The following is a 19,759-nucleotide window of genomic DNA, read 5'->3' on the forward strand; positions in this document are numbered from 1 at the left end:
TATAAAAAACGCTATCCATTAAAATAATGGATAGCGTTTTTTTTTGAATAATAAATATGTTAACCTAAAATTTCAGCTACTTTTGCTCCAATTTTTGCTGGAGAATCAACAACATAAATTCCGTTTTCACCTAATATTTTCATTTTTGCTTGAGCTGTATCATCTGCCCCACCAACAATTGCACCAGCGTGCCCCATTGTTCTTCCTTTAGGAGCAGTTTGACCTGCAATAAAACCAACAACAGGTTTTCTATTTCCATCAGCTTTTACCCAACGAGCAGCTTCTGCTTCTAATTGACCACCAATTTCACCAATCATAACAATACACTCTGTATCGTCATCATTCATTAATAATTCAACAGCTTCTTTTGTAGTTGTTCCAATAATAGGATCACCACCAATACCAATAGCAGTAGTAATTCCGTATCCTTGTTTTACAACTTGGTCAGCTGCTTCATAAGTTAATGTTCCCGATTTAGAAACAATCCCTACTTTTCCTTTTTTAAATATAAAGCCTGGCATAATACCAACTTTAGCCTCTTCAGGTGTAATTACTCCTGGACAGTTAGGGCCAACTAATCTACAATCTTTATTTTCAATATAAGCTTTTACTTTTACCATATCAGCTACCGGAATTCCTTCAGTAATACAAATAATCACTTTAATTCCTGCAGCAGCAGCTTCCATTATTGCATCGGCTGCAAACGCTGGTGGTACAAAAATAATTGAAGTATCAGCAGCTACAGCATCTACTGCATCTTGCACTGTATTAAAAACCGGTTTATCTAAATGAATTTGACCACCTTTACCTGGAGTAACTCCTCCAACTACATTTGTTCCATATTCAATCATTTGAGATGCGTGGAAAGTTCCTTCACCTCCAGTAAAACCTTGTACTATAATATTAGAATCTTTGTTTACTAAAACGCTCATTTAAAAATATTTATTTAGTTAGTTAGTTATTGCTTTCTTACAAATGTAATTTTTTATCTGTTTCTTTCCGAAAAAATTATATCTTTTTTTGATCTCTCAAAAATTGATTCATTTTTGCAACTTCTTGCAATTTTTTTCGCGCTTCACCAGCAGGTGTACCAAAGTACGTTTTTCCGCCTTTTAAAGATTTAGTAACACCACTTTGCCCAAGTATTACAGCTCCTTTCTCAATTGTAATTCCACTGTTAGTACCTACTTGTCCCCAAAGAATTACATCATCTTCAACAATGCAACACCCAGCAACACCAACCAATGATGCTATTAAACAATTTTCACCAATTATGGTATCGTGTCCAATTTGCACTTGGTTGTCAAGTTTAGTTCCCTTTTTAATTGTAGTATTTGCTGAAACACCTCTATCAATTGTACATAATGCACCAATATCAACAAAGTCTTCAATTATAACACTTCCGCTAGATAATAATTTATCATAACCTTCAGGTCTTTTCTTATAATAAAATGCATCAGCTCCAATACTAGTTCCTGCATGGATTGTTACATTATTTCCAATTTTACAATTATCATAGATAATTACATTTGGATGAATTACACAATTATTACCTATAATTACATTGTTTCCAATAAATACATTAGGCTGAATTATAGTGTTTTCACCAATTACTGCAGTGTCTGCAATACTTTTTGATGCAGGTTGAAAACTTTTAAAATGTGTTGTTAATTTGTTGAAACAAGTAAATGGATCTTTTACAACTAATAACGCTTTTCCTGGAGGACAACTAACTTTTTTATTTATCAATACTACCGAAGCCTTTGATTGTAATGCTTTGTCATAGTATTTTGGATGATCTACAAAAACAATATCACCTGGTTCAACCACATGAATTTCATTGCATCCAGAAATAGGGTAATTCTCAGGCCCTACTGCTTTTGCGTCAATTAATTCTGCAATTTCTTTTAGTGTATGTACTCTAGGAAACTTCATTCATTGATGTTTTATTCTTTAACTCTTTCTAAATAAGCACCTTTTGCCGTATCTATTTTAACTTTATCACCTTCATTTATAAATAAAGGTACGTTTATAGTTGCACCAGTTTCAACAGTTGCAGGTTTTGTTGCATTTGTTGCAGTATTACCTTTTACACCTGGCTCTGTATGTGTAATTTCTAAGATAACATTTAAAGGCATATCAACTGAAAGTGGCATATCATCTTCAGTATTTACAATAATAGTTACTACTTCACCTTCTTTTAAAAGTCCCGGAGCATCTATTACACTTTTTTGTAACGTTATTTGGTTGTAATCCTGATTATTCATAAAGTGAAAATCATCTCCTTCAGCATATAAATACTGAAATTTTTGAGTTTCAACACGAATATCTTCAATTTTTCTTCCTGCCGGAAATGTATTTTCTAATACTTTTCCTGTAGATAAACTTTTTAATTTTGTTCTTACAAAAGCAGGTCCTTTTCCTGGTTTTACGTGTAAAAATTCTACTACTTTAAAAATATCATTATTATGTTTAATACATAATCCGTTTCTAATATCTGATGTTGTTGCCATTCAATTTGTATAAATTAATTATAAATAGTTAATTTTTAACTACCTGTATATCCTTTCATAATTCCTCTTTGTGAGTTTTTTATGAAAAGAATTATTTGATCTCTTTCTTTTGTTGCCTCCATTTCAGCTTCAATTTTTTCTAAAGCCTGTGAAGTATTGTAATTATTTTGATATAAAATTCTAAAAATATCTTGAATTTCTCTAATTTTCTCAGTGTCAAATCCTCTTCTTCTTAATCCAATTGAATTAATACCAATATAAGAAATAGGTTCTTTTCCTGCTTTTGTAAAAGGTGGTACATCTTTTCTTACCAACGAACCTCCTGAAACTAGCGCATGTTGACCAATATGAATAAATTGATGTACTGCAACCAATCCGCTTAAAATAGCAAAATCTCCAACAGTTACATGACCTGCAATTACTGATCCATTGGCTAAAATACAATTATTTCCTACCACACAATCATGAGCAATATGTGAAGTTGCCATAATTAAACAATTATCACCTATTTGCGTTTTTCCAAGAGCTTTTGTTCCCCTGTTCACAGTAACACATTCTCTAATGGTTGTGTTATCACCAATAATTACCAATGAGTCTTCCCCATCAAATTTTAAATCTTGAGGAATTGCAGAAATTACTGCTCCTGGAAAAATTCTACAATTCTTTCCAATTCTAGCACCTTCCATAATGGTAACGTTTGAACCAATCCAAGTTCCTGAACCAATTTTTACGTTGTTATGAATAGTTGTAAAAGGTTCAACAACTACATTTGTTGCAATCTTTGCACCTGGATGTATGTAAGCTAATGGTTGATTCATTATTCTTTTGTTTTTTTGGCAATTTGTGCCATTAATTCTGCTTCAACAACTAATTTTCCGTTCGCATATCCATATGATTGCATATGGCAAATACCACGTCTAATAGGTGTTATTAATTCGGCTTTAAATATTAAAGTATCACCTGGTAATACTTTTTGTTTAAACTTTACATTATCCATTTTCATGAAATATGTTAAGTAGTTTTCTGGATCTGGAACGGTGCTAAGCACTAATACTCCACCACATTGCGCCATTGCTTCAACTTGCAATACACCTGGCATTACTGGTGCTCCTGGAAAATGTCCAACAAAAAAGTTTTCATTCATTGTTACATTTTTCATTCCAACCACGTGCGTATCTGATAATTCAATAATTCTATCAATCAACAAAAATGGAGGTCTGTGCGGAAGAATATTCATAATTTGATGAATATCCATTAACGGTGGTTGATTTAAATCAAACTTAGGAACGTAATTCCTTTTTTCTAATTTAATAATCTTTTGTAGTTTTTTTGCAAATACAGTGTTCACCATATGTCCTGGCTTATTTGCAATAACTTTTCCTCTAATTCTTGTTCCAACTAATGCTAAATCACCAATTACATCTAATAATTTATGACGTGCAGCTTCATTTGCCCAACGTAAAGTTAAATTATCTAAAATTCCGTTTGGCTTCACAGTTAAACTTTCTTTATTAAAAGCGCTTTTTAACTTGTTCATTGTAGCTTCAGAAATTTCTTTATCTACATAAACAATGGCATTGTTTAAATCTCCTCCTTTTATTAAATTGTGATCTAACAACATTTCCAATTCATGTAAAAAACTAAACGTTCTTGCATCAGCAATTTCAGTTTTAAACTCTGACAATGAATTTAAAGTAGCATTTTGAGTACCTAAAACTTTTGTGCCAAAATCAACCATTGTAGTTACTTGATACTCGTCTGAAGGCATTAATATAATTTCGCTACCAGTTTCTTCATCTTTGTAAGAGATTACTTCTTTTACTATATATTCTTCTCTTATAGCATTTTGCTCAACAATCTCAGCTTTTTCTAAAGCTTCAATAAAATGTTTAGACGAACCATCCATAATTGGAGGTTCTGGAGCATTAATTTCAATAATAATATTGTCTATATCTAAAGCAACAACAGCTGCTAATACATGTTCTGAAGTATTAATTACAACTCCTCTTTTTTCAATATTTGTTCCACGTTGTGTATTTACAACGTATTCTGCACTTGCCTCAATTATTGGCTCTCCTTCTAAATCAATTCTTTTAAACACATATCCATTGTTTACAGGAGCAGGTTTAAAAGTCATATTAACTTTATTTCCTGTATGTAAACCAACACCCGAAAGTGTTACTTCATTTTTAATTGTTTTTTGATTTTTACTCATCTTTATTAGTTAAAGCTTTTAGTTGTTTTTGAAGTTCATTAATTTCACTTGCTAGCTGCGGCAATTTTTTAAAATACACATAAGATCTGTTCCAATCTGAATACCCAAATGCTGGAGACCCTTGAATTACTTCATTGTCTTTAATATTTCTTCCAATTCCTGACTGTGCTTGAATACGCACATTATTACCAATTACTAAATGACCGGCAACTCCTACTTGTCCACCGAGCATACAATTTTCTCCAATTTTTGAAGAACCAGCGATACCAGTTTGCGATGCAATCACAGTATTTTTACCAATTTCAACATTGTGTGCAACTTGAATTTGATTGTCTAGTTTTACTCCTTTTCTAATAATTGTTGATCCCAATGTTGCTCTATCAATTGTTGTGGCTGCACCAACATCAACATTATCTTCAAGAATCACATTTCCAATTTGAGGCACTTTGCTATAAACACCGTCTTCATTTGGTGCAAAACCAAATCCATCAGCACCAATTACTGCACCCGCGTTAATAACACAATTTTTTCCAATAACTGTATCAGACATAATTTTAGCACCTGCAAAAATTACTGTGTTATCACCAATAGACACATTTTCGTCAATATAAACGTTTGGATAAATCTTTACATTGTCTCCAATAGTAACTTTATTACTTATATAAGCAAATGCTCCTAAATACAAATTCTCTCCTATTGAACACGATTCACTAATATGTGAAGGTGTTTCAATTCCAGATTTATTCATTTTTACTTGGTTGTAAAACTCCAATAATTTTGAAAATGCTTTGTACGCATCAGGAACTTTAATAAGTGTAGTTTCTATTTCTTTTTCAGGAGAAAAATCTTTATTTACAATGGCTATGCTTGCCTTGGTAGTGTATATATATTCAGTATATTTTGGGTTCGACAGAAAAGTTAATGATCCATTTTCCCCTTCTTCAATTTTAGAAAGTTGGTGTACTTCGGCATTTTCATCTCCTACAACCTCTCCTTCTAAAATTTCTGCTATTTGATTTGCTGTAAATTTCATTGTCTACAAAAGTAAAAAAAAACTTCAATTCCACCTATTTCTTTGGGTAACACATGTAGTACTTATAAACAGGTTTTGATAAAGCCTCTATATTAAGGTGGTCTGATGCTTTGGTAATATCTTTAATATCTCCATTCTTAAACAAAATTTGAATATTATTTTTAGTAGCATCATATGCTTGATTACTAATTTCACCGTGATACACAAAATATTCTAACTCTTTTGTAGAATAGTTAAATGTTTCTTTAACTTCATTATAAACTTCATTAATTTGGGTATTTGTAAATGGCGTGTTTTGAAGAATTACTTTTGGCAATCTTCTATTTATTAAACTTTCACACAATTTTGAAAGCACCAAATCTTCATGAGAAATCCATTCTTTAATTGCTGACAACACATCATAATCATCTAACCTGGCAAATGTTTCTAATGTATCTAAATTAAAATTATCATTGTTTATTTGATGTTTTAAAAAATAATTAAAAGCCTTACTTGAACATAGCTCAACTCCTTCTGATACTAGTTCCTTTGCTCTCTTCAATACTTTTACCAACACTTTTTCTGCAACTAAACCTGTTTTATGCAAATACACTTGCCAATACATTAAACGACGAGCAACAATAAACTTTTCAACTGAATAAATTCCTTTTTCTTCAACAACCAACGCATCATCTTTTACATTTAACATTACAATTAAACGCTCAGAATTAATATTTCCTTCAGCAACACCAGTATAAAAACTATCTCTTTTTAAATAATCTAACCGATCCATATCTAACTGACTAGATATTAATTGATATAAAAAGTTACGGTGATAATTTCCTTTAAATATTTGAATAGCCAATGATAATTGTCCGTTAAATTCATCATTCAGCGTTTCCATAAATTTTAATGAAATTCTTTCGTGATGAACTCCTGTAACAATACTTTGTTCTAAAGCGTGTGAAAAAGGTCCGTGGCCAATATCGTGCAATAAAATAGCAATATAAACGGCGTTTGCTTCTTCTTCAGAAATAGCAACACCTTTAAATCTTAAAATCCCAACTGCTTTTTGCATTAAATGCATACATCCAATGGCATGATGAAACCTTGTATGATGTGCTCCTGGATATACCAAATACGATAATCCCATTTGAGAAACTCTTCTTAAGCGCTGAAAATAAGGATGTTCAATTAAATCGTAAATTAAAGCGTTTGGAATAGTAATAAAACCGTAAATTGGGTCGTTTAGTATTTTAAGTTTGTTCGTTTTTTTTTCGGTCAAAATAATTTTTTTATAAAAGTACAACAAAGATAACAATATGAGTGAAATAAACATTTTATGGGTTGATGATGAAATAGATTTATTAAAACCACATATTATTTTTTTAGAAAAAAAAGGATATGCTGTTTCTAAATGTACCAACGGTGCAGATGCTATTGATTTATGTGAAGAACACAATTACGACATTGTTTTTTTAGATGAAAATATGCCAGGTTTAAGTGGTTTAGAAACTTTAACCGAGATAAAAAGTAAGCTTCCAAATTTGCCAATAGTAATGATTACTAAGAGCGAAGAAGAATATATTATGGAAGATGCCATTGGAAATAAAATTGCTGATTATTTAATTAAACCTGTTAATCCTAATCAAATATTACTAAGTTTAAAAAAGAATTTAGATCATTCTAGATTAGTTTCAGAAAAAACCACCTCAAATTACCAACAAGAATTTAGAAAAATTGCCATGGATTTAGCGATGGTAAATTCCTATGAAGACTGGGTGGATATTTATAAAAAATTGGTGTATTGGGAACTTGAATTAGAAAATATTAATGACACCGGAATGGTTGAAATATTGGAAAGTCAAAAACAAGAAGCAAATTCATTATTTTTTAAATTTATTAAAAAGAATTATGTTAACTGGGTAAATGATGAAGATGATGCACCTACTCTTTCTAATAATTTATTCAAAAAAGTAATTTTACCCGAAGTTTCAAAATCAAATGGAACACTTGTAGTTGTTATAGATAATTTGCGTTACGACCAGTTTAATATTATTGAAAAAACCATTAACAAATTCTATAAAAAACAAGAGGAAGTTCCGTACTTTAGTATTTTACCAACAGCTACACAATACGCTAGAAATTCAATTTTCTCTGGATTAATGCCACTTGAAATGGCAAAAAAACATCCTAATTTATGGAAAGATGATACTGATGAAGGCGGAAAGAATTTGCATGAAGAAGCTTTTTTAGAAGCACAATTACAACGTTTAAGAAAAGACATAAAATACAGTTATCATAAAATTACAAACCTTAAAACAGGAAAACAATTAGCTGATAATTTTAATGCAGAAAAGGACAACGATTTAACTGTGGTAGTGTATAATTTTGTAGATATGTTGTCGCACTCTAAAACCGAAATGGAAGTAATTAAAGAATTAGCTAGCGATGACAAAGCGTACAGATCTTTAACAAATAGTTGGTTTGTAAACTCACCTCTATTAGAAATGATTCAAAAGGCTCAAAAATTAGGAATGAAACTAATTATTACTACAGATCACGGTACAATAAATTCAAAAGCTCCTTCAAAAGTTATTGGCGATAAAAATATAAGCTCCAATTTACGTTATAAAACAGGTAGAAGTTTAACCTATGAAGATAAAGAAGTATTTGCAGTTAAAAATCCGGCAGACATAAAACTTCCATCAATACATATGAGTAGCTCTTTTATTTTTGCAAAAGAAGATTACTTTTTTGCATACCCAAATAATTACAATCATTTTGTAAAATATTACAAAAACACGTATCAACACGGTGGAATTTCTTTAGAGGAAATGATTATACCTTGCGCTATTTTTGATGCCAAATAAAAAGGTTTTACATGTAATAAAAGTTTAAAACTTTTTTCTAAAAAAACTTTTTTTAATAGTTGAAGTTTTCACTTTCTTTTTTAATCTTTGACTTTTAAATTTTAGCCTAAGATACTTATGGAAAAAAATTACTCTTTACCTGAAATTTCTGAAATAGCGAAAGAAATTATTAAACATGCCAAACATAAAGTATTATTATTTTATGGAAATATGGGTGTTGGTAAAACTACACTTATTAAAGAAATTGTAAAAGAATTAGGTGTTTTAGACCAAGTAAGCTCTCCTACCTTTTCACTTGTAAATGAATATCATACACAAAAAAATGAAAAGGTATTTCATTTTGATTTTTATAGAATTGAAGAAGAAGAGGAAGCTTTAGATATGGGCGTAGAAGAATATTTTTACAGCAATAATTGGTGTTTGGTTGAATGGCCAAATAAAGTAGAAAATTTACTACCTTTAAAATCTGTTACTGTAAGCATTACAGCCAACGAAAATCAACTAAGAACTGTACAACTTACCAATAATGAGTAAAATAATTCCTTCACCATTTAGTCACAAAGAACTAATACCACAAGAAGAAACTCTTGAAATTGTGAATCAAAAAGGGGACCTTGTCATTGGGATTCCAAAAGAAACACATTACCAAGAAAAACGAGTGTGTTTAACACCTGATGCCGTTGCCGCTTTAACAGCACAAGGTCATAAATTTGTGATTGAAACAGGAGCCGGTGAAGGTGCCAATTATTCAGACAATGAATATTCAGAAGCGGGAGCTAAAATTTCATATGATGTTAAAGAAGCGTTTGGGTGTAGTATTATTTTAAAAGTTGAACCACCTTCGTTAGATGAAATTGAATATATAAATCCGCAAAGCACATTATTTTCAGCTTTACAATTAAAAACTCAAAGTAAAAAGTATTTTGAAGCATTGGCTAGCAAACGAATAACTGCTATTGCTTTTGATTATATTAGAGATGAACATGGTATTTATTCAGTGGTAAAATCACTAAGTGAAATTGCAGGAACTGCTTCCATTTTAATTGCTGCCGAATTAATGAGTACTGTAAATGGTGGAAACGGATTGTTAATGGGAAACATTAATGGAGTACCACCTACATCGGTTGTGATTTTAGGCGCCGGAACTGTTGGTGAATTTGCTGCACGATCAGCAATTGGTTTAGGTGCACGTGTAAAAGTATTTGATAATTCATTAACAAAATTGCGCTCTTTACAACAACGCTTAGGGCAACCAATTTACACTTCAACTATTCAGCCAAAAACATTACAAAAAGCCTTAATGCGATGTGATATTGCAATTGGAGCAATTAGAGGTGTATCACGTTCACCTATTGTTGCTACTGAAAATATGATAAAAAACATGAAAGATGGCGCTGTAATTGTTGACGTAAGCATTGATAGAGGTGGCTGTTTTGAAACTTCAGAAATTACAACTCACGCAAACCCAACATATACAAAACACGGTGTTATTCATTATTGTGTCCCAAACATTCCATCAAGATACTCAAGAACAGCCTCCGTTTCAATAAGTAATATTTTCACTCCTTACTTATTAAATATTGCTGAAGAAGGTGGTTTTGAAAATGCAGCTCGATTTGATAAAAGTTTACAAAAAGGAATGTACTTTTACCACGGAATTTTAACTAACAAAACGGTTGCAGACTGGTTTAATTTACCATACCGAGACATTAATTTATTGTTTATATAAACTATGATGACATTTAAACAACGCTTGCCTTATTTTTTAGGAGGTTTAACAATTGGAATTATTATTGTAGTTTTTATTTTTAACAAAAAAAACACCACTTTTAATTACGGTCCAAATTCTAGGGTTTTAAAAAACCTAAGAACAAAAGAACGTATTTATTCAAAAGATGCCATTTCTTCTTTGTATTACTATCAATTAGACACCGCAATGGTTTCTAAAATTCTTACCAATGGAAATGTAGATTTAAGTAATAAAATTAAACTTGATAGCTGTATGTATCAATACAATATTCAAGGAACTTCAACTCTTAAAAATATTGAAGTAATTGTTAAAAACTGTGATTCAACAATTATTATTGAAAAAATTACGGTTGAATAGCTATTTTCTCGTAATAATGTGCTTCAATTTTCTTGATACTTTTAATGGTTTTCATTAACCATTTTAAATACAATTCACTCTTCTCTTCTTCCGTTAGTTGCCAATTAACAGTTGATTTACGCAAACGTGTATTTAAATTTTGAAGTATAATAGCTACGGCTACAGAAATATTTAAACTTTCAGTAAAACCAACCATTGGTATTTTTAAATAACCATCGGCATTATTCATCACTTGATCAGAAAGTCCTTGTTTTTCAACACCAAAAAAGAAAGCTGATTTTTTAGAAATATCAAAATCTTCAAGGTAACACGACTCATTATGAGGTGTTGTAGCAATTATTTGATATCCTTTACTTTTTAAATCAGCAATACAATCAAGAGTATTATTTGAATCTTGCTTATTATATAATGAAAAATCAATCCATTTTTGAGCACCTTTGGCAACTTGGTTTGAAGCATAAAATTCATATTTACTTTCAATAACATGCAAATCTTGAATCCCAAAAATATCACAACTTCTAACAATAGCACTGGAGTTATGAGGCTGAAAAATATCTTCAATTGCTACAGTAAAATGTCTAGTTCTGTCTTCTAACACTTTTTGAAATAAATTTTTCCTTTTTTCAGTAACAAAACCTTCTAAATACTCTATAAATTTATAATCTACCATTCAAATTCTTTCTTTTTTTCAAATATAAAATTTTACTTTTGAATTATGAAGAAAATTGTAATTCTTACCGGAGCAGGTATAAGTGCAGAAAGTGGTATAAACACATTTAGAGATTCTAACGGATTGTGGGAAGGTCATGACATTATGGAAGTAGCTTCACCCATTGGATGGCACAACAACCCCAATTTAGTACTCGATTTTTACAATAAAAGAAGAGCGCAACTATTTAATGTACAACCAAATAATGGACACAAAGCCTTGGTTCAATTAGAAGATTATTTTCAAGTGGATATAGTTACTCAAAATGTTGATGATTTGCATGAACGTGCTGGCAGCACCAATATTACGCATTTACATGGAGAATTACTTAAAGTAAGAAGTACTTTAGATGAACGTTTGATTTATAAATGGACAAAAGATTTAAACCCTGGAGATTTATGCGTTAAAAATTCACAATTAAGACCACATATTGTTTGGTTTGGCGAAGAAGTTCCAATGCTTGATAAAGCCGTAGAAATTACACGTAATGCAGATATTTTAATAATAATTGGTACTTCAATGCAAGTATATCCGGCAGCAAATTTAATTAACTATACAAAAACAGCTGCACCCATTTATTTTATAGATCCAAAACCATCTATAACACAAAACAGTTTCCAAAATTTAAAAATTATTTCTGAAAAAGCATCAATTGGTGTCCCAAAAGTAGTTACTGAATTAATTGAAATGTTTGCGTAAATAAGTTTCCACTTGTAATTTCCCCACCTAATTCAATTAACTCAAACACTTCCATGTTTCGTTCTTTCTTGTATTTTTTTACAGCTTTAAAATATTCTAGAGATTCATGCAACGGATTTTTTAAAAACCAGTCAAAATCATTTTTTTCTAAAAAACTTCTTGAAGAATTATTTAATTGAATATAAATACGAATTATTTCTTTTGAATTACATTTAAAAAGATTGATATGCTTTTCTGAAATATGCTCTATAAATGTCGCTTTATTCAATACGCTTTCCCAAACAATATCGCTAAAAATATTTAATTCGTCTTCAGCCATTTTAGGTTTTTCATTTTTAATGGTTTCCCATTCTTTTGCATCAATTTGTTGCGTTGCTAAAAACTCAGCAAATTCTTTATGCAGTTCTAAAAACTGCTCTTTAGTTAGTTGTCTATATTTCATAAGTACGCATAAAAAAACCGCCCAAAAGGGCGGTTCAAATATACTATAAATTCTAAATTTAGAAAGAGTAACGCAATCCAAATTGAACTTGCCATCTTGATGCTAAACTAGCATCATAAACAAATGTTTCAGTTAAATCAGAATTGAATGAATATGTTGGCGTACCAGCAGCATCAACAGTAACACCTACAGGTTGTACAGCGTTTGGTTGTTGTATTAATCCCCAATCTGAGCTAATCATATTTCCAATATTCAAAATATCAATACTAAATTCAATTTTGTTATCTCCAGCAACAACTAAGTCTTGAATAATTTTCACATCCCATCTACTTCTCCACGGAGAAATTGCAGCGTAACGATCCATATATTCACCTCTATTATCACTTAAATAACTATCTTGTTGAATAAAACTTTCAAAAGCAGCTCTTTGACTTGATTGCTCATCAGCAGTTCCAGAAAATTGCATTGAAGATAATTCTGACGCAGTAGGAATATAAATTAAATCATTTAAACCAGAACCATCATTGTTAATGTCTCCTGCATATGTATAATTAAATCTTCCTCCTTGAGCATACTCTATAAAACCAGCAATTGAAGTTCCCCATTTATCATTATCTCCATATCTCCAAGATTTTGAAGCTACCGCAATAAAACGGTGCTTATCTCCATATTTTGAATGCCCAAGCACATCAGCATTAGCATCACCAACAACAGGGTTAGCATCAAAGGCATCTCCTGTAATTTCAGCTTCAATAGAGTTAACATCCATTGAATTTAAATAGTTATAAGCTACACTAAAATACAACTGGTTATCAAATGATTTTTGTGCTTTAATAGTTCCATTAAATGCTCTACCCTTATCTGTATTTGTAAATACATAAGCAGTATTACCTTTATCACCTGGCGCATAAACAGCTCTGTTATCAACACCTCTTAACGTTGCTGAAGGAGTAGATAATCCCCAGTTTTGAACCATTGCTCCATTAATATCTTCAGTATAAGAAAGATCTCCTGTTAACACCAATCCATTATCAAATTTGTAATCAGCTCCTAAACTAGTTCTCCAAACTTGTGGCCATTTAAAATCAGGATCAACAACTTGGTAATACCATACATTAGGATTTGCAATTTGATTTCCTAACCATACAAAAGGAAAACGCCCTGTAAATATTCCAGAACCTCCTCTAACTTGTAATGTTTTATCACCTTTTACATCCCAGTTAAAACCAACTCTTGGTGAAAATAACACCTTACCTGTTGGCATTTGTGTAGAATCAAAATATACAGTTTCACCAGTAGATGGATCAGTATAAGGAATTGTAGGATCATAAAAATTACCTGGTGCATCAATAACTTCTTGAGCTTTATCTGAAGAATTAAAATATAAAGGCTTATCTAAACGAAGTCCAAGTGATAATTTAAAGTTTTGATTAATTTTCCAATCATCTTGTAAATAAAAAGCAACTTGACCAACATTTGTCTCGGCTAAAGCCCAAGAATCGTTTGCATTATTAGTGTCAAATGTATTTTGAGCTGCTGACATTGCATCTGATAAAAGACCATTTGAAATACCTGTATTAAAGGCATCCATATCAGCAAAATCACCAAAGAAAGCACCAACATAACCTCTATCATCGGCATATCCATAAGTTCCAAGATTGAATGAATTATCAAACATAAATTTTTCAAAAGAAAAACCTACCGTAAATAAATGATCACCTAAACTATAATTCAAATTATTTGTAATTTGAAATACTTTTTGATCTAATTTATTATTAATTGAAAATGGCTCGTGTCCTGCTACTATATAATTTGCTCCTGCTCCGTCTTGAATTCTAAATGCTGGCATTGGAGAAGATTTAGGTGATCTAAAATCATCAAAATGTGTATAACCTGCTTGAAATTTATTGGTTATTTTATCTGAAAATGTTGAATTTAATTCAATTAAAAATGAATTAATTTTATTATTTATTTCGTATCCTGAATTTTCAAACTGTAAAATTTGAGAGTTTGGACCTCTAAATCCTAAAGCTGTAGGGTGCGCAGGCTTATCTTTTGATGCATCTAAGAAATTATATACAAATGATAATCTATGATCTTTGTTTACATTCCAATCTAATTTTAAAATACCTTTAACACTAGATGAACTATGTGTAAAACCTTCGTACTCGCCAGGTTCATATCCAATACTTCTTAAAGCAGACTGTACATCAATTAAATCTTGTTCACTAACTCTAGATTCATTAATTGCACCTGTTCCTGTATTTGGTAACCAAGATTGACCTAAATCTGTACGGTCATCTTTTTCAAAGTTTGCAAAAACAAATAATTTATTTTTAATAATTGGAGCACCAACACTAACTCCAAATTGATATTGCTCTAATTTTGGAACAAATATTTTTTCTCCTTTAATTTTATTACCAGTTAAATCTTGATTTCTAAAATAACCATACATTGTACCAGTAACTTTATTTGTACCGCTTTTAGTTACAGCATTTACAGAAGCACCTGTAAAACCAGATTGCGTAACATCATAAGGCGCAGTTGAAACACTTATTTGTTCAATAGCATCTAATGAAATTGGTTGAGCATCTGTTTGCCCACCAGGAGTTGCAGCATCTAATCCGAAAGGATTGTTGAAAATTGAACCATCTAAGGTAAAATTATTGTATTGATCATTTCTACCACCAAAAGAACCACCTGAAGCAGAAGGATCTAATCTTGTAAAATCTGAAGCTGATCTTGAAATTGTAGGTAGTTTCGTTAATTCTTTTCTACCAACACTTGTTTCAGCACCTGTTCTATTACTGTTAAATGTAGTGCTTTTACTACCAGTAATTAATACTTCATTCAATTGCTCACTCTCACCAACTAATTGAACTTTTAAATCAAAAGCTTCTCCTAAGTCTAAATATACATCTGTATATTCAACAGTTTTATAACCAACAAAGCTGATTACAACATTGTAAGGTCCACCAACACGAAGGTTAGGAATAAAAAATCTTCCGCTCTCCAATGTCATTGCTCCTGAAACCGTTCCAGTAGGTTCATGCGTTACTACCACGTTGGCTCCAAAAAGTCCACCGCCCGAATCATCCATTACAATACCTTCAACCTTTGAGGTAGTAACCTGCGAAAAAACAGTTGTAATGGTTAAAATTAAAAATGTAAAAAGTAATTTTTTCTTCATACTAAAAAATAGTTAAGTTAAATTGTAAATTGTTTAAATAGATTGTTTGAATTGCTAAAATAAAAAAAGACCCACTATAAAAGTGGGCCTTGAGTTTTCTTTATTAACGATGAATTGTTAATAAAATGTTAAGCTAATTTCTAATTACTATTTAGCTTCACCAATAATTTCAATAGGTAATTCAACAATTACAGATCTGTGTAAACGAACTGTTGTATTGTATTTACCAAGTCTTTTGATGTTTCCACCTTCAACTTTAATGAATTTTTTATCAATTTCTTGACCTGCAGCTGCTAAAGCTTCAGCAACATTACCATTGTTTACAGAACCAAATAATTTAGAACCATCACCAGTTTTTGCAGTGATTTTAATTTCTAATTCTTTAATTGCATCTGCAATTTTAGTAGCATCTTTAATTAACTTTTCTTCTTTAAAAGCTCTTTGTTTTAAAGTTTCTGCTAATACTTTTTTTGCTGAAGTAGTTGCTAATACTGCATAACCGTGAGGTATTAAAAAGTTACGTCCGTAACCATTTTTTACAGTTACAACATCATCAATAAAACCTAAGTTTTCAACGTCTTGTTTTAATATAATTTCCATGATTCCTTTCAGTTTTATTTTAACATATCGCCAACGTAAGGCATTAAAGCTAAGTGACGTGCTCTTTTAATAGCAACAGAAACTTTACGTTGAAATTTTAATGATGTACCAGTTAAACGACGAGGTAAAATTTTACCTTGCTCATTTACTAAATATAATAAGAAATCTGCATCTTTATAATCAATATACTTGATACCATTCTTTTTAAAACGACAGTATTTTTTTACTTGTTTAGTGTCAATATCTAGTGGAGTTAGGTAACGAACCTCACCCTGTTTTCCTCCTTTTGATTGTTGTTCTATAGACATAACTCTTATTTTTTAGATGCGTTATTTCTTACTCTTCTTTTTTCAGCCCAAGCGATTGCATGCTTATCTAACGATACAGTTAAATAACGCATAACGCTATCATCTCTTCTAAATTCAAGTTCGAACGGAGTAATTGATTGTCCATCTACTTTGTACTCAAATAAGTGGTAAAATCCACTTTTTTTGTTTTGAATTGTGTAAGCTAATTTCTTTAGCCCCCAATCTTCTTTCGCGATCATTTCGGCACCTTTGGAAACAAGATAGTCCTCGAACTTCTTTACTGTCTCCTTTACCTGAGTATCAGATAAAACGGGATTCAAAATGAAAACAGTTTCGTAATGATTCATAAATTTTAATTTTAAGTGTTAACTTTTAAGCGTGCAAATATACAATTATTTATTAGTGAAACCAATACATTATTTGAAGTTTTTAATTATCTAAAATTCAATCTTTCAAAAACAACACAACTAACTGTATTACAACAAGATAAGACAAGTACGAAAATATACTTTTTTACAATAAAAAGCCTTTAATAATTATCTACATCAATATTTAACCGTATAGATCTAAATTGATTTACAGATTGAAACGCGTTTTTAATACGTATAATATTGCTTTTTGTGTGTACTAATGACTGCTTTTGAGGAATTTTTACAATAATATGGCGTATATAATAATTCCTAATTTTTGAAATAGCTGGTGTTGTTGGCCCTAAAACATTATCCTTAAAAATATTTGTTAATGATTTTCCAAACCAATTAGCTCCTTCTTCAACTCTATTAAAATCTTTATGTCGCAACGTTATTTTAATTAATCTGTAATATGGCGGATAATGGTATTGCCAACGCTCTTCCATTTGTTCCTTGTACATTTCATTATAATTACTTGTTGAAACTTGTTGTAAAATTTGATGATATGGATTAAATGTTTGAATAGCCACTTTTCCTCTTTTTTGAGCTCGTCCTGCCCTACCAGAAACTTGTACCATTAATTGATAACTACGCTCATGTGCCCTAAAATCAGGGAAATTCAACATATTATCAGCATTTAAAATCCCTACTAAAGACACATTTGCAAAATCTAACCCTTTTGAAAGCATTTGTGTACCCACTAAAATATCTATTTCCTGCGCTTGAAACTGACCAATTATTTTTTGATACCCATATTTTCCTCGTGTAGTATCTAAATCCATTCGCCCAATTTTATAATTTGGAAACAACTCTTGTAATTCTAGTTCAATTTGCTCTGTACCAAAGCCTTTTGTATTCAATTCATTGCTTCCGCACGCTCCACAATTATGAGGCATCGCTTGGCGATAACCACAATAATGACAACGTAATTCTTTTTTATAACTATGAAATGTTAAACTCACATCACATTGCGGGCATTGAGGTGAAACCCCACAAGTTTGACACTCAACCACAGGTGCAAAACCTCTTCTATTTTGAAATAATATGACTTGCTCTTTTTCATTCAAAGCATCTTGAATCATTTCTAACAAACGATCTGAAAAATGCCCATTCATTCTTTTTTTCCGATACTTTTCTTTAATATCTACCAATTCAATTTCAGGTAATAAAACATTTCCAAAGCGTCTATTTAACTCTACATACCCGTATTTTCCTTGTTGTGCATTGGTAAAAGATTCAATACTTGGTGTTGCAGAACCTAACAAGGTTTTAGCCTTATGAATGTTTGAAAGTACAATTGCCGCATCCCTGGCGTGGTAACGTGGTGCTGGGTCAAACTGTTTAAATGAAGTTTCATGTTCCTCATCAACAATAATTAATCCTAAATTTGAAAAAGGCAAAAACAAAGAAGAACGTGCACCAATAATCAATTGTGCCTTTCCTTTATTATTTAGAACATTATTCCATACTTCAACCCGTTCATTCATTGAATATTTAGAATGAAAAACCGATAAATTTGCGCCAAAATAATACTGTAAACGTTCTATTAATTGTGTTGTTAATGCAATTTCAGGTAACAAATACAATACTTGTTTACCACTTTCTAAAACCTCATTTATAAATTTTACATAAATTTCGGTTTTACCGCTACTTGTTATTCCTTTTAATAAAACTGTTTGTTTGGTTTCAAAAGACTCTTTAATACTTTTATAAGCAACTTGTTGATGTTCTGATAACTCCTTCATCTCAGAAGTTTCCCCTGCAAATTCAACTCTATCTTTTTGAATAAAATAATATTCAAATATACCTTTATCAACTAAAGATTTAAGTACACTTGCCGAAGTATTTGCTGCTTCCTGTAAATCACTAACTTTAATTGGTTTTTTAGTGCTTTTTAGTTGAAAAAAAGTAAGTACAGCTTCTCGTTGTTTTTTAGCTCTATTTACTAACGTTAATAATTCCGTTAGTTTTTCATCAGAATTCCAAACTTCAGCTAATTGAATATACTTTATTAATTTAGGTTTATACTGCTCGTAAATTTGTTCTTTTATACTTATAGCCTTCTTACCTAACATTTTTTTTATGGTAGGAAATACATTCTTTTTTCCTAATATGGCCATAATTTGATGAATAGATAACCTTGCTTGATGTTGCAAAGCTTCAACTATTAAAAACTCATCATCACTTAAAGAATCTTCTTCTAAAAATTCTGGAACTAATAAAATTTCGGTTTCGCTTTCTAATAAAAAAGCTGAAGGCAACGCTGCTCTAAACACATCTCCTAAAGAACACATATAGTAAGAAGCAATCCATTCCCAATGTTTCAATTGCGTTTCAGTTACAATAGGTTTTTCATCTAAAATCTGATGAATGTCCTTTGCCTCATAACCTTCGGGTGCATTTTCGTGAATTTTATAAACCAACGCAGTATACACTTTTGATTTTCCAAACTCTACAGCTACACGCATTCCTCTTTGCAAATAATCAGCTTCTGCAGCAGTTATTTTATAGGTGAACTCCTTTTGTAAAGGAATAGGTAATATGACATTTATAAAATGACTCAAAATACTTGGAATTTTCAAACAGTAAAAGTATTCAAATCAAATTAAAAAAATGATAAAACTGTGATTTAAGTTACTAACTACTTTGTGAGTTTCACTTACTTTTACCTAATATTATTC

19 protein-coding genes are annotated in these 19,759 nt (G+C 31.0%); 5 read left to right on the forward strand and 14 right to left on the reverse strand.

The features are described 5' to 3' along the window. Window positions 1-59 precede the first annotated feature (59 nt). From sucD to ACFQ5N_RS09720, 7 genes are all read right to left on the reverse strand, one after another. A complete protein-coding gene (sucD, locus tag ACFQ5N_RS09690; protein WP_386809296.1) occupies window positions 60-932 on the reverse strand; it encodes a succinate--CoA ligase subunit alpha in 873 nt (290 codons plus the stop codon). 76 nt (window positions 933-1,008) lie between these two features. Continuing rightward, window positions 1,009-1,935, reverse strand: coding sequence for a UDP-3-O-(3-hydroxymyristoyl)glucosamine N-acyltransferase (locus tag ACFQ5N_RS09695; protein WP_386809297.1), 927 nt, complete (start codon window positions 1,933-1,935; stop codon window positions 1,009-1,011). An 11-nt stretch (window positions 1,936-1,946) separates the two neighbouring features. Next, a complete protein-coding gene (efp, locus tag ACFQ5N_RS09700; RefSeq protein WP_386809298.1) occupies window positions 1,947-2,513 on the reverse strand; it encodes an elongation factor P in 567 nt (188 codons plus the stop codon). A 35-nt stretch (window positions 2,514-2,548) separates the two neighbouring features. Further along, window positions 2,549-3,331 (reverse strand): acyl-ACP--UDP-N-acetylglucosamine O-acyltransferase, encoded by a 783-nt coding sequence (gene lpxA / locus ACFQ5N_RS09705; RefSeq protein ID WP_386809299.1) that lies wholly within the window; start codon window positions 3,329-3,331, stop codon window positions 2,549-2,551. After that, window positions 3,331-4,728, reverse strand: a complete 1,398-nt coding sequence (locus tag ACFQ5N_RS09710) for a bifunctional UDP-3-O-[3-hydroxymyristoyl] N-acetylglucosamine deacetylase/3-hydroxyacyl-ACP dehydratase (RefSeq protein ID WP_386809300.1) — start codon at window positions 4,726-4,728, stop codon at window positions 3,331-3,333. The genes lpxA and ACFQ5N_RS09710 overlap by 1 nt, the downstream gene beginning before the upstream one ends. Further along, entirely contained in the window at window positions 4,721-5,761 is a 1,041-nt protein-coding gene (lpxD, locus tag ACFQ5N_RS09715; RefSeq protein ID WP_386809301.1) for a UDP-3-O-(3-hydroxymyristoyl)glucosamine N-acyltransferase, read from the reverse strand. The genes ACFQ5N_RS09710 and lpxD overlap by 8 nt, the downstream gene beginning before the upstream one ends. Before the next feature lie 34 nt (window positions 5,762-5,795). Then, the gene (locus ACFQ5N_RS09720; RefSeq protein ID WP_386809302.1) at window positions 5,796-7,025 is read right to left on the reverse strand and encodes an HD domain-containing protein; all 1,230 of its coding nucleotides are present in this window, start codon (window positions 7,023-7,025) and stop codon (window positions 5,796-5,798) included. A 37-nt stretch (window positions 7,026-7,062) separates the two neighbouring features. On the opposite strand from ACFQ5N_RS09720, the gene porX reads away from it, so the two are divergent. The 4 genes from porX (at window position 7,063) to ACFQ5N_RS09740 (ending at window position 10,720) form a co-directional block, all read left to right on the forward strand. After that, window positions 7,063-8,613: a T9SS response regulator signal transducer PorX gene (gene porX, locus ACFQ5N_RS09725; RefSeq protein WP_386809303.1), complete on the forward strand. Its 1,551-nt coding sequence runs from the start codon at window positions 7,063-7,065 to the stop codon at window positions 8,611-8,613. A gap of 117 nt (window positions 8,614-8,730) precedes the next feature. After that, entirely contained in the window at window positions 8,731-9,147 is a 417-nt protein-coding gene (gene tsaE, locus ACFQ5N_RS09730; protein ID WP_386809304.1) for a tRNA (adenosine(37)-N6)-threonylcarbamoyltransferase complex ATPase subunit type 1 TsaE, read from the forward strand. Next, the gene (locus ACFQ5N_RS09735; RefSeq protein WP_386809305.1) at window positions 9,140-10,342 is read left to right on the forward strand and encodes an alanine dehydrogenase; all 1,203 of its coding nucleotides are present in this window, start codon (window positions 9,140-9,142) and stop codon (window positions 10,340-10,342) included. The genes tsaE and ACFQ5N_RS09735 overlap by 8 nt, the downstream gene beginning before the upstream one ends. Window positions 10,343-10,345: 3 nt before the next feature. Next, window positions 10,346-10,720, forward strand: coding sequence for a hypothetical protein (locus ACFQ5N_RS09740; RefSeq protein ID WP_386809306.1), 375 nt, complete (start codon window positions 10,346-10,348; stop codon window positions 10,718-10,720). Here the strand turns inward: ACFQ5N_RS09740 and ACFQ5N_RS09745 are convergent. Continuing rightward, window positions 10,707-11,390, reverse strand: a complete 684-nt coding sequence (locus ACFQ5N_RS09745) for a TrmH family RNA methyltransferase (RefSeq protein ID WP_386809307.1) — start codon at window positions 11,388-11,390, stop codon at window positions 10,707-10,709. The two genes, ACFQ5N_RS09740 and ACFQ5N_RS09745, sit on opposite strands and share 14 nt — an antisense overlap. 45 nt (window positions 11,391-11,435) lie before the next feature. Between ACFQ5N_RS09745 and ACFQ5N_RS09750 the strand changes: the two genes are divergently transcribed. Further along, window positions 11,436-12,128, forward strand: coding sequence for an SIR2 family NAD-dependent protein deacylase (locus ACFQ5N_RS09750; RefSeq protein ID WP_386809308.1), 693 nt, complete (start codon window positions 11,436-11,438; stop codon window positions 12,126-12,128). On the opposite strand, the gene ACFQ5N_RS09755 is transcribed toward ACFQ5N_RS09750, so the two are convergent. From ACFQ5N_RS09755 to priA, 6 genes are all read right to left on the reverse strand, one after another. Beyond that, window positions 12,100-12,570, reverse strand: coding sequence for a DUF6495 family protein (locus ACFQ5N_RS09755; protein ID WP_386809309.1), 471 nt, complete (start codon window positions 12,568-12,570; stop codon window positions 12,100-12,102). The two genes, ACFQ5N_RS09750 and ACFQ5N_RS09755, sit on opposite strands and share 29 nt — an antisense overlap. 58 nt (window positions 12,571-12,628) lie before the next feature. Beyond that, the gene (locus ACFQ5N_RS09760; RefSeq protein WP_386809310.1) at window positions 12,629-15,760 is read right to left on the reverse strand and encodes a TonB-dependent receptor; all 3,132 of its coding nucleotides are present in this window, start codon (window positions 15,758-15,760) and stop codon (window positions 12,629-12,631) included. Window positions 15,761-15,907: 147 nt separating this feature from the next. Further along, window positions 15,908-16,360, reverse strand: coding sequence for a 50S ribosomal protein L9 (gene rplI, locus ACFQ5N_RS09765; RefSeq protein ID WP_386809311.1), 453 nt, complete (start codon window positions 16,358-16,360; stop codon window positions 15,908-15,910). A 14-nt stretch (window positions 16,361-16,374) separates the two neighbouring features. After that, a complete protein-coding gene (gene rpsR, locus ACFQ5N_RS09770) occupies window positions 16,375-16,668 on the reverse strand; it encodes a 30S ribosomal protein S18 (protein WP_386809312.1) in 294 nt (97 codons plus the stop codon). 5 nt (window positions 16,669-16,673) lie between these two features. Further along, the gene (gene rpsF, locus ACFQ5N_RS09775; RefSeq protein WP_386809313.1) at window positions 16,674-17,015 is read right to left on the reverse strand and encodes a 30S ribosomal protein S6; all 342 of its coding nucleotides are present in this window, start codon (window positions 17,013-17,015) and stop codon (window positions 16,674-16,676) included. Window positions 17,016-17,197: 182 nt separating this feature from the next. Further along, window positions 17,198-19,642, reverse strand: a complete 2,445-nt coding sequence (gene priA / locus ACFQ5N_RS09780; RefSeq protein WP_386809314.1) for a replication restart helicase PriA — start codon at window positions 19,640-19,642, stop codon at window positions 17,198-17,200. Window positions 19,643-19,759: the final 117 nt, after the last annotated feature.

The sequence above is a fragment of the Lutibacter holmesii genome (assembly GCF_042679665.1).
GTDB lineage: Bacteria > Bacteroidota > Bacteroidia > Flavobacteriales > Flavobacteriaceae > Lutibacter > Lutibacter holmesii.

Excerpts from the sequence above, each read along its gene's own strand:
- ACFQ5N_RS09695 (WP_386809297.1), bottom strand. The coding sequence starts at position 1,935 with ATGAAGTTTCCTAGAGTACATACACTAAAAGAAATTGCAGAATTAATT.
- ACFQ5N_RS09745 (WP_386809307.1), bottom strand. The coding sequence starts at position 11,390 with ATGGTAGATTATAAATTTATAGAGTATTTAGAAGGTTTTGTTACTGAA.
- ACFQ5N_RS09740 (WP_386809306.1), top strand. The coding sequence starts at position 10,346 with ATGATGACATTTAAACAACGCTTGCCTTATTTTTTAGGAGGTTTAACA.
- ACFQ5N_RS09735 (WP_386809305.1), top strand. The coding sequence starts at position 9,140 with ATGAGTAAAATAATTCCTTCACCATTTAGTCACAAAGAACTAATACCA.
- lpxD (WP_386809301.1), bottom strand. The coding sequence starts at position 5,761 with ATGAAATTTACAGCAAATCAAATAGCAGAAATTTTAGAAGGAGAGGTT.
- rpsF (WP_386809313.1), bottom strand. The coding sequence starts at position 17,015 with ATGAATCATTACGAAACTGTTTTCATTTTGAATCCCGTTTTATCTGAT.
- rpsR (WP_386809312.1), bottom strand. The coding sequence starts at position 16,668 with ATGTCTATAGAACAACAATCAAAAGGAGGAAAACAGGGTGAGGTTCGT.
- efp (WP_386809298.1), bottom strand. The coding sequence starts at position 2,513 with ATGGCAACAACATCAGATATTAGAAACGGATTATGTATTAAACATAAT.
- ACFQ5N_RS09755 (WP_386809309.1), bottom strand. The coding sequence starts at position 12,570 with ATGAAATATAGACAACTAACTAAAGAGCAGTTTTTAGAACTGCATAAA.
- ACFQ5N_RS09760 (WP_386809310.1), bottom strand. The coding sequence starts at position 15,760 with ATGAAGAAAAAATTACTTTTTACATTTTTAATTTTAACCATTACAACT.
- ACFQ5N_RS09750 (WP_386809308.1), top strand. The coding sequence starts at position 11,436 with ATGAAGAAAATTGTAATTCTTACCGGAGCAGGTATAAGTGCAGAAAGT.
- rplI (WP_386809311.1), bottom strand. The coding sequence starts at position 16,360 with ATGGAAATTATATTAAAACAAGACGTTGAAAACTTAGGTTTTATTGAT.
- tsaE (WP_386809304.1), top strand. The coding sequence starts at position 8,731 with ATGGAAAAAAATTACTCTTTACCTGAAATTTCTGAAATAGCGAAAGAA.
- ACFQ5N_RS09710 (WP_386809300.1), bottom strand. The coding sequence starts at position 4,728 with ATGAGTAAAAATCAAAAAACAATTAAAAATGAAGTAACACTTTCGGGT.
- sucD (WP_386809296.1), bottom strand. The coding sequence starts at position 932 with ATGAGCGTTTTAGTAAACAAAGATTCTAATATTATAGTACAAGGTTTT.
- lpxA (WP_386809299.1), bottom strand. The coding sequence starts at position 3,331 with ATGAATCAACCATTAGCTTACATACATCCAGGTGCAAAGATTGCAACA.
- porX (WP_386809303.1), top strand. The coding sequence starts at position 7,063 with ATGAGTGAAATAAACATTTTATGGGTTGATGATGAAATAGATTTATTA.